Raw genomic sequence first — 9,645 nt, 5'->3', positions numbered from 1 at the left:
GCCCGGTACAATACCGGACTCACTTTTATCAAGCTGCCTAATGAAATAACCGTGTCTAACTTTTAGGGGTCACTTCAATAACGGTTACTCTTTTTTATGTATCAAAAAATCATTATATATTTCGTTATTGCTTTTAAACTTTAGCTTCTCTTTCCTGCATTTTAATAAAACTATATTTATGTTTACAGTGAGATTCATCTAAAAATTCTTCAAACCATTTTCTCAACATAGAACTGTTCGCCACTATGAAAGAATCTTCATCTAGTCTGATTACATACTTTTATTTAAATTCTCAATCTCATGCTGCAACTTTTTAAATTGCTCAAAATGCATAGTAATAGATTGACTGTTACCATACTCAACACTATGCTTCACAAATAAAACACCAGTGTCATGAAAAATTGCTTCCAGTTCTTTTCTGATGGATACTTTCATTATATGTGCTGTTTTAATGACAGATAAAATTGCAATTTCATTAAACTTTAATTTTATTTCATTTGGACAAAATGCTTCTTCAACCAATATAACTTCATTGCTATAAATAAGTGCAACAAGATTACTTGATTTTGCATCTGTTAAATCTACTTTTTTTATAACATTATTCATTACATTTTGCCTCCTTTTATTTCACATATATTAATTATACAATTCTCCTAAAAAGTTAATCGACCTTACATTAATTTTAACATACTTTTATTGTAGGATTAAGCTACACTTCAAACGATTTACTATTCCACAATTTTGTTACATGAACCATTTGGACTATACGGCCATATAGTAGTGTTAACAAATGATTGTAAAGTGGGTGAAAACTATGCCCTCAGTTGTAGGGAATTTAGTTGTACAAAATAGTAACGGTTCATTTAACTTAGGTGATTTCTACAACGTTTCTCCGAAAGAAAATACGAAGGCTTATAATGGATCTGGTGCTTCAAACGTTGGTTTTGTTGTTAATACTTTTAATGGCGTGAGCGCGACTAATACGTTTGATTCTGACCTTGCAGATCAAAACCAAGTGGGTACAGCCTAATGCTATTTTTTATCGTTCTGGTTTAGAAATTTTGAATTTGTCTATACTATAATCAGGCTGTTACACAGCTATTATTGATTTTTGGAGTACCCTATCTTTTTCTCCCTTTCCCTGGGGCTTAGCAGCTAGTCTGAAGCTAGCTGCTTTTTCGTTTCATTATTTCTATCCCTCATCTAACAAAAATAAAAAAGCTAAAACTTAAATTTCAGCTTCCTTTATGTTATTTCAATAATATCCGCAGCATTAAATACGTATGTTTTATAAAAAGCGTCAGTACATATTACAATGCGCTTTAGCGGGTTTATATGTACAACTGTCATATAGCTTGTTAGTATGTATCCATCTTCAAAATATGTCACTAATATTTCTTTCTCAGACAATAACGACGTTAATAATTTATCTGAAATGTTCTCTTTCGCTTCGTTTGTTAAAAGCGGTTTTTGTACTTTAAACTTTTCCCCAACAACCTTTCGCATACTTAACAACTGTTCCGACATTACTGTAAATGGAACCCATTCTCTTTCTTCTTTTTGAACCTTTACATTATTCATTTCTTAATCTCCTTGATCATTTATCCATTTGATTTCATACATATTGTTCTTCGATTATTCTTTCATAATTGCTACGTTCATATTTATCCTACATTAACAAACAGTATGGTTCCCGCCTCAATATTCGGCACATGCGAGGAAGGTAAGACGAAAATCAACTGCCCGTAAATGCTTAATTGGTGAAAGCTAATTATTAGCGGACGAGGAACATCCTGCTAATTAAAGTACCACTTTATTTCTTACTCGTATACTATCTGCACAAAAAGAACATTTGTTCTAATTATACACGAACCTACGTTCTTTTGAAATGATTTAAATTATATTTTTATCCATCATTTATTTTTTCTTCAACAAATGATCTTTTCACTTCTTATTTAATAGGACATTCACATACCAACAAAAAAGTTTTAATTTTCGAGTTTATTAACCATCCATAAATGAAAGCATATATTATAAAGAACGAACTCACAAAATTTCTATAGAAAAGAGAGCAATGTAAACACTCTCTTTTCATACATACTGTATAAGACTATCTATTAATAATTACACCTAATTATTAAATATATTTTGGTTGTACTATTATATGTAACTCCCTCTCTGTTACTGCTTTTTTTGGGTTACGAAAATACTCTAATTCGTATTTTAATACTTCATAGTCAACCATCCCGATCTTAATCCCTTTCGTTTCTTTTAAAATAGCTAATAAGTTACTTATATCTTCATCATACGATTCAAAAACCTTTCCTCCACCTTCTCTTTGAAAAATTACTTTCATATTTTCTCCTCCTACGTAATATATTTATCTATTAAATAATTCGTTTAAAAGAATTATTTCTTTATCCTAAAAACTTCATACTAAAAAGAACATCCTTTTTTAGTAGAATGTTCCGCTTTTCACTTCCTATAACCTCAATATTTTTTAATACTATTGTATGTATCACCGATGATTTTATGAGTTTTTTAGACTAGTTAGTTCAAATTTGTTTATGGCTATTTCATAATAAAATACCGGACCTTTCCTTTCGTATGAGAAATATTCTTGTTGCACGTTGTTTCTTATACCTTTTATGCCCTTGCACCTTCTCCATCACGTTCAGCATCATACTATATACATACACCAATATTCCTTTCATTCGTTCAACATATTTTAATTGTTTATATTCGCTACATCCCAGTCCCCCTTCTTTTAAATCAATTACACACAAATGAGCATACTCTAAATTTACTAACGATAATGAAGCAAACATATTTTTTAGAAAGACATTCCTTTCTTCCTATTCAAAATAGCATTTTCGTATACTCTGTATTTTTAATGTAATATATATTTTTTTCGACATTTTTCTACACAAACAGACATTTTTAGTGTATTCTATAGTAGAAGAATAATTAAAAGACTTATTCTTTGCTATTGAGAGAAGAGCCTGAGAGCCATATCAGGCTCTTCTTTACTTATATATGATGTATGATTCTTCAAATTATGTTTATTCACTTCAATCAAATTAATCAATCAAAATATTATAATACCAACATTCTATGAAGTACTTATTTTTCCCCTCCTGAAAAAACCATAATTTTCCATTGTAATTCTTAATATTTAAATGTAATATTGTATTGTCTTACTATCTATTTATAACTCACACACTAACTAGAAAAGGGAACCTATAAAGGTTCCCTTTTCTAATTGCAGTCATTATTTCTTTTCTAGAAATTCAAATGTATTTTTAAATTCTTTATCATTCACCTTAATATCAGCATCTTTCAATAATTCATTGACTACTTGCTGTTTCCATTTACCTGTCGTGTCTTGTAGTCTTTGCTGTTCTAAATCTTTACGAATATCATCTTTCACTTCATCAAATGGCTTCAATTCTTTTTTATCCGTCACTTTAATAACATGGTAACCGTAAGTTGTTTTTACTGGCTCACTTACTTGTCCAGCATCTAATTTATATGCAGCTTCCTCAAATTCTTTCACCGTTTGCCCTGGAGCGAAACCAGTTATTTCTCCGCCTTGTTCTTTTGAACCAGTATCCTCTGAGTATTGCTTCGCTAAAGCTGCAAAATCTTCACCATTATTTACTTTCTCTTTCACTTCTTTAGCAGTCTTTTCATCTTTCACTAAAATGTGACTTACTTTCAGTTCTGGCTTATAGTTATCTTTGACATCTTTTTCTGTGACAGTAGCTTTAATCGCTTTTTCAAATGCAATTTCTGGCTTCATTTTCTCTTTTAATTCATCTTCATTTTTCAATCCAACTTGCTCTAGAGTCGATTTGAAGTTGTCTCCCATTTTATCTTTTGCTTCTTCTACTTGTTTTTTTGCTTCTTCATCTGAAACTTTATATTTATCTAGCAATGCCTTACTTAACACCATTTGATATAAAGTACTTTCCCCATATTTTTGTCTTAACTCTTTACTTAACTCTTTCTCTGTAACATTTCCTACTTTTGATGTTACTACGTTGCCTGAGGAACCACATGCAGATAATGCCAATACTACGCATGAAATAATCGTCCCTAAAAATAGCTTTTTCTTTTTCAATTTAAAATACCTCACTTTTATTATTATATAAGAATAACTATACAGTGTTGTTGTGTATACAATGTGTTTTCTACATGTAATTCATTTCATTTGAATAAACTATGTATCATGTACTTTTTGTTCAAATATTAAAGGTCATCTTACTATGTATGTGTAATATGATCCTTTACGTATTATTAAAAACAAGCAACTATTTATAGCAAATTAATAGTTACATGTTCTTCAAGTATCCAATTATTTTGCTCGATATCTATCGCATTTTTCGCTCTGCCCCACACACGAAAAGATTTCGATCCATCTATACTCCCTTTATTATTTATACATTCAGGCTCTGCATAATAGTTAACTCCATACCCAACGGGATATTTTGAAGATGCATAAAACCATTTCACATCAAAATATTTCACATATACCCATTGTTTATCATTGCCTAAGCAAATCATATCTTTATCTGTGCCTCCCCAATAACCATGTAAGACTACATATGGAGTTTTTGGAGTTATTATACCTGTAAACCGTGGATTCGCAGGATTTTCATATACGTTTATACCATATCCATCAGGATATTTGGAAACTGCAATACCTATACCGTTTGATTGCTGTGCATCCTCTTTGCCGGATTGAATAGATTGATTTATTCGATCAAAACCTATAAACCAAGAAAGCGACTTATTTCCTATTAATTGGTTTAAATCACATTTCCCAATACCCGGAACATTTCCCGAATCAGTATATTGCCAAATATCACACGGATATGCTGGCTTATTTCCTCCATAACGCGGTACCCATACAAAGTCTACTTCAATATTACGCGCTCCAAATGATACATACGTGTGATGCCCCACATATAAGCCTATTTTTTTCGCACCTAGACGGCGTAATTCGTCTATATACGCTTGTGTCCCTCCTTGCATATCCATCATCGTTTGAATTTCTACGTCTACCACCCAAAACTTAGCAGATTTATCGCCACGATTCCAAAAATCTTGTGCCTCTTTCCTTGCATCAGCAATAGATATAAAGCGACAAAATGCATAATTACCAAATGGGATACTACGTTTCTTCATTTCATTCACATAATTTTGATACATATAATCTACCGTATTCGAACCATCTTGAACTCTAGCAATAACTAAATCTAGCTGAGATGCTGCAATATCCCAATTAATCGTTCCATTCCATTTTGAAATATCGATAATATACCCCAATACAATTCATCTCCTTTTTATTATTATATTCAAAGCTAGTTTTAGCGAAAGCTCCTTATGCCTAACTAGCTATCTATAATATAAATAGGGGGAATCTATATTTTTTTAAAAATATACAATCTTTTAATTACGTTTCTACTAGTTTTTCATAATCTGATCACACTATAAAACTCCATATCATTATCAACTCAACTAAAAATTTCATATTATATATTCATACGCCTTTACAAATTAAATAAAAAAAGCAGTATACAATACTGCGTATTAGGAGCTGATTTCATGGAAAAAAAACCTATCGTGGTCACAGTTCCACCAAATTCAAAACTAAAAATTACATTTTTCGGCCCTTGTAACGAGGTAATTACAAATATTTCTATAATTAATCAACTTTCCACACCTAAATGTCAAACTATTACGCAATATCCAGACTATAAGAAATACGAAACAGAAGTGCGATTACTATCTGGTTGTTAATCTGTACTATTTAGTTAGCTAAACAACTTCGGTAAAGACCACAATTACTCATTTCATGATATTCCATTGATAATCTATTGATTTTTCACACGTTTTTATTAATTGAGCATATATTATCGTATGGAGATTATCCACTCATAAAACCTATCTTTCTTTAGAGCGTACCATTTGTGTATGCTCTTTTTTTATGTATCCCTCATCCTGTACATATAAGCCTGTTCACTTTTATATTTCACGTGTGATAAATCCACCTGCTCTTTATAAACAATTTAATCAAAGTGTACCGAGCAATACTCCTTTATTAATTTTACTTTCACTCTTCTGTTACATTAGTATATTTATTCAAACAGGATTCACCTAAAACATTCCCCTTCTAAATTGACCATAGATGTATTAAAATCTTTATATACTCAAGGAGGTCAAACATGTTCAAGTTGCATCCAATACTACTCATATTAGGATTTATTTTATTTTTATATAGTATAATTTCCTTACTATTATTCCTTTCCATACAATAACATTACCTACACAAACTTACGTTAAATATGTAATTTCTATATAGTAAAGAAAAAAACGTAAAATAACTAGCAATTGTACTGGTAAAGAACTTTCACCATCATGTTACTACTTTCGTTGTACTCTTTTTATTATCTGTAGAAAATCTAATACTCAAAATAAGATAGCTCTTTCACCCTTACTTCCTATCATCCGAAATAACCTGTTTACTTATATATTTTACAAAAAACAATAATAATCCCCTACCATTTGGTAAAGGGGATTCACTAAACCTACTGAAAATTATTTTATTCTCTTCATTATTTAATTGGAGACGGAAATCTTGCCGCTTCAAAATGAACCGTATTCAAACCATTCACATTTTGAACAATTACTCCAGCAACACTACTCTCAGCAAAAATTTCAACTGAATCTCCTGCTTCTAATTGAAGAATAGACGTTACTGAAACATCATTATTAAAAAATACCCCAGTCCCAAAGAAATCATTATCTATTGCTATTGCCGGATTTCCATTCACACGAATTTCAACTCTAGCTCTGTAATTTACATTAAAATCATTTGGAGAGAATGTTATATTGCCTAATACACTATATACCCCTTTAGTCCTCGGAATAAAAATAGATGTTGCAGGATTATATTCACTCGCTAGATCAAACTGTTCATTTTGAAATAATACTTTAACAGGAGTATTTTCCGGAACAGGTTGATTGATTGTATTAACAGCTCTAAATGCAGACGCTCTTACAAGATTTTCTTTTTTATCATCACAACAATTCACTTTTACATACTTTCTATCACATTGACTATTTTTTCTGAAGCAATCATGACTTTTCTCTTTGTAATCTTTACAATACTTACAGTAATAATAAGACGTAGTAAGTCCCCCTTTAAACTTAATATTACATACTATGCAATATAGATTAGATTAGCTTGGACAAACAGTTACTATTTTCAATAGAATAAAACATCCCCACCATTTTGGTGAGGATTATCCTTTATCTTCTGTATCCTCGACTTTATTTAATTGGAGAAGGGAATCTTGCGGCTTCAAAATGTGAACCGTCTTCTGAAGGACTTAAAACTCCATCTACACTACTTTGTGCATAAATCTCAACTTGATCTCCTTCATTCAATTGAATAATCGTCGAAACACTTACAACATTACCAAAACTTATTGGACCGAAAAAGTCATTATCTATCGCTATTGCTGCGTTTCCATTCACACGAATTTCTACACGAGCTCTATAATTTAAGCTAGGATCGTTTGGGAAGAAACCAATTGTTCCAATAATAGAGTAAACTCCCCTGGTCTTCGGAATAAAAATAGACGTTACTGGATTAAACTCTTTTGCTAAATCAAATTGTTCGTTTTGGAACAATACCTTGACAAAAGTATTGGCAGGAACCGTTTGATTCACCGTATTTCTAGCTCTAAATGCTGATGCCCTAACAAGGTTATCCTTGTTGTCATTACACTTACTCGTGTCCTTACAACAATCATGCTGTTTCTTTTTATACTCTTTACAATACTTACAGTAGTAATAGCAAGACATACTAGTTCCCCTTTCATGCTTATTACTACATTTTATGTAAGAGGGATTCACAATGTTTGGACGAGCTATTGTTTTAGCGCTATACTTGTCGCCTATTTATATACAAATATGCGGAAATATATTAATAAAACCACAATCTAGATGTATAGTGCATTCTATTCAAATTTGATAGATTCTTCTCTTATGAATTTTACTTCCAATACATAAAAAAGAGCGAATCTACATTCGCTCTTTCCCGCACATTTATGGCCCAAAGCTTATTATCTAACTGAATATAAATTCAAATATAGCAAACAGCAGCATAAAAACAAATAAACTACATGCCCACAATGCATATTTTCGACTTTTGCTTTTTGTGATGATACCTACAACTGAGCACACCACTCCAATACCAAATATTTGCAGAAAACCTTTCCCTATAAATGTTTCTTGAATAAGCAATATAATGTTCAAATACAAAAGTTACTTTTTTCTCTTTCCTAACAAAATCAATAAACGTATGATATGCCACTTTAAAAAGCCATGATTTTACCTTTTGATTTTCATAGTCTTCCAAATAAAGATACGCTCGATACGAGTAATAAGACCCCTCAAAAAAAATTCAGCACATGCGAGAAAGTTAGGTAGGAGCCGGATTACCCATATATGTCCAATTGATAAAGACTAATAATCAATTTGGGATACCTGTCCCCTACTGATTAAACTTTCAATTTATAGATTAAATACAGTTCCATATGGGATAGTAAGAAAAGAACTTCCATACGGTGTGATTTGATGCACTGGGTAAAAATACTCCATGGATGAATAATACGGCTGGATACCTTGTTGCTGCATTTGCATTTGTTGTTGCATTTGTAACGCTTGTTGAACAGCTTGAACTGTACTTTGTGCTCCGCTAAACGTTATTGATGTACCATATGCGGGTCGCATACCAGCTGGAGTAGCAAAATATGAATAAAACATTATTTTCAACTCACTTCCGTAAAAGTAATTACAATTTATGTTATGATTCTTTATTTCAGTGGGTGCGGAGAGTTAATCTATTAACTTTGATTAGGTTTAAAGATTTTTATTATCTGCTACACTTTCATATTTCATATACAAGTTTCTGATAATTACTTTTTAAATTCGACTACTTATGAAATTATGGAAATGAATGTTCAAGATTACTAAAACTAGATTACTTTTCTATACACCCTCAAAAAAATAAAAACACCCTAAACGGATGCTTTATTTTTCACTACTTTAATTCATTAACAATAATTCAATTGTCCTCGAATCTCACCATTAGGATGTTGTACTGTATGAACATTAATATATATGTTTCCAGATATCATTTCATTTACAAGAGTACCTAATGTTTGACCCGCTAACGGTCCAACCAAATCTTCTTGAGTAATCATTCCTGTAAGAGTTGCACACTCTATTGAAACCGGATTTGTTATAGGTCCAAATAAAAAAGCTACAACAGGACCATTAGTTCCTTTTGCTCCAATATGCAGATGGGCAGCTACTACATCCTCTATATCGAATAAATCTAACTTGAATTTTAGGCTAAGCTCGTCCCGGCTTAATTTAAAGAAAGCCTCTCCTCGAGCATCTGTTTCTACTGGTGGAACTTCATTTCTACCGCGTAACTTTGCAAAGAACATATTTACCACTCCTATTTTTTTATATACTTCTAATATATTCTTGTCCTTCATATATGGTGTTAAAAAATCAGCTATTAAATTACTTAAAAATTTTTATATTATAGGTTAAATTATCAAT

Annotated in this window: 12 protein-coding genes and 1 pseudogene; 2 read left to right on the top strand and 11 right to left on the bottom strand. The window is 31.4% G+C overall.

Annotated elements, in window-relative coordinates:
* Positions 1–270 precede the first annotated feature (270 nt).
* Positions 271–606 carry a hypothetical protein gene (locus AC3WVA_RS19500; RefSeq protein WP_098345730.1) on the bottom strand — a complete coding sequence of 112 codons (336 nt, stop codon included), beginning with the start codon at positions 604–606 and terminating at the stop codon, positions 271–273.
* Between the two features lie 208 nt (positions 607–814).
* Between AC3WVA_RS19500 and gerPF the strand changes: the two genes are divergently transcribed.
* On the top strand, positions 815–1,030 hold the full coding sequence (gene gerPF, locus AC3WVA_RS19495; RefSeq protein ID WP_001141565.1) for a spore germination protein GerPF: 216 nt from the start codon (positions 815–817) through the stop codon (positions 1,028–1,030).
* Positions 1,031–1,245: 215 nt separating this feature from the next.
* On the opposite strand, the gene AC3WVA_RS19490 is transcribed toward gerPF, so the two are convergent.
* From AC3WVA_RS19490 to AC3WVA_RS19475, 4 genes are all read right to left on the bottom strand, one after another.
* Entirely contained in the window at positions 1,246–1,581 is a 336-nt protein-coding gene (locus AC3WVA_RS19490) for a YolD-like family protein (RefSeq protein WP_098345731.1), read from the bottom strand.
* A gap of 556 nt (positions 1,582–2,137) precedes the next feature.
* Positions 2,138–2,356 carry a hypothetical protein gene (locus tag AC3WVA_RS19485; RefSeq protein ID WP_048528927.1) on the bottom strand — a complete coding sequence of 73 codons (219 nt, stop codon included), beginning with the start codon at positions 2,354–2,356 and terminating at the stop codon, positions 2,138–2,140.
* A gap of 915 nt (positions 2,357–3,271) precedes the next feature.
* On the bottom strand, positions 3,272–4,123 hold the full coding sequence (locus AC3WVA_RS19480) for a peptidylprolyl isomerase PrsA (protein ID WP_098521227.1): 852 nt from the start codon (positions 4,121–4,123) through the stop codon (positions 3,272–3,274).
* A gap of 194 nt (positions 4,124–4,317) precedes the next feature.
* Positions 4,318–5,331 (bottom strand): glycoside hydrolase family 25 protein, encoded by a 1,014-nt coding sequence (locus AC3WVA_RS19475; RefSeq protein ID WP_098881067.1) that lies wholly within the window; start codon positions 5,329–5,331, stop codon positions 4,318–4,320.
* A gap of 279 nt (positions 5,332–5,610) precedes the next feature.
* Here AC3WVA_RS19475 and AC3WVA_RS19470 point away from each other — a divergent pair, with 279 nt between their 5' ends.
* Positions 5,611–5,805, top strand: a complete 195-nt coding sequence (locus tag AC3WVA_RS19470) for a hypothetical protein (RefSeq protein ID WP_098881066.1) — start codon at positions 5,611–5,613, stop codon at positions 5,803–5,805.
* Between the two features lie 815 nt (positions 5,806–6,620).
* Here the strand turns inward: AC3WVA_RS19470 and AC3WVA_RS19465 are convergent.
* The 6 genes and pseudogenes from AC3WVA_RS19465 to AC3WVA_RS19440 form a co-directional block, all read right to left on the bottom strand.
* Entirely contained in the window at positions 6,621–7,220 is a 600-nt protein-coding gene (locus tag AC3WVA_RS19465; protein ID WP_098345736.1) for a complement C1q domain-containing protein, read from the bottom strand.
* 118 nt (positions 7,221–7,338) lie between these two features.
* A complete protein-coding gene (locus AC3WVA_RS19460) occupies positions 7,339–7,875 on the bottom strand; it encodes a C1q-like domain-containing protein (RefSeq protein ID WP_492322103.1) in 537 nt (178 codons plus the stop codon).
* Positions 7,876–8,139: 264 nt separating this feature from the next.
* Positions 8,140–8,334, bottom strand: coding sequence for a hypothetical protein (locus AC3WVA_RS19455; protein ID WP_098345739.1), 195 nt, complete (start codon positions 8,332–8,334; stop codon positions 8,140–8,142).
* Positions 8,330–8,449: pseudogene (locus AC3WVA_RS19450) on the bottom strand (sigma-70 family RNA polymerase sigma factor); the annotation flags it as partial. The gene AC3WVA_RS19455 and the pseudogene AC3WVA_RS19450, both read right to left, overlap by 5 nt.
* A gap of 137 nt (positions 8,450–8,586) precedes the next feature.
* Entirely contained in the window at positions 8,587–8,838 is a 252-nt protein-coding gene (locus tag AC3WVA_RS19445) for a DUF3947 family protein (RefSeq protein ID WP_087956641.1), read from the bottom strand.
* A 290-nt stretch (positions 8,839–9,128) separates the two neighbouring features.
* On the bottom strand, positions 9,129–9,527 hold the full coding sequence (locus tag AC3WVA_RS19440; RefSeq protein ID WP_098345740.1) for a CHRD domain-containing protein: 399 nt from the start codon (positions 9,525–9,527) through the stop codon (positions 9,129–9,131).
* Positions 9,528–9,645: the final 118 nt, after the last annotated feature.

Source organism: Bacillus sp. EB106-04-02-XG92, from assembly GCF_058791995.1.
Note: the sequence above shows the minus strand (reverse complement) of the source record. Positions and strands in the feature narration are given on the sequence as shown.

Bases quoted from the DNA above. Each gene is read 5' to 3' on its own strand.
- AC3WVA_RS19470 (WP_098881066.1), top strand. From the start codon at position 5,611: ATGGAAAAAAAACCTATCGTGGTCACAGTTCCACCAAATTCAAAACTA.
- AC3WVA_RS19440 (WP_098345740.1), bottom strand. From the start codon at position 9,527: ATGTTCTTTGCAAAGTTACGCGGTAGAAATGAAGTTCCACCAGTAGAA.
- AC3WVA_RS19445 (WP_087956641.1), bottom strand. From the start codon at position 8,838: ATGTTTTATTCATATTTTGCTACTCCAGCTGGTATGCGACCCGCATAT.
- gerPF (WP_001141565.1), top strand. From the start codon at position 815: ATGCCCTCAGTTGTAGGGAATTTAGTTGTACAAAATAGTAACGGTTCA.
- AC3WVA_RS19490 (WP_098345731.1), bottom strand. From the start codon at position 1,581: ATGAATAATGTAAAGGTTCAAAAAGAAGAAAGAGAATGGGTTCCATTT.
- AC3WVA_RS19485 (WP_048528927.1), bottom strand. From the start codon at position 2,356: ATGAAAGTAATTTTTCAAAGAGAAGGTGGAGGAAAGGTTTTTGAATCG.
- AC3WVA_RS19500 (WP_098345730.1), bottom strand. From the start codon at position 606: ATGAATAATGTTATAAAAAAAGTAGATTTAACAGATGCAAAATCAAGT.
- AC3WVA_RS19460 (WP_492322103.1), bottom strand. From the start codon at position 7,875: ATGTCTTGCTATTACTACTGTAAGTATTGTAAAGAGTATAAAAAGAAA.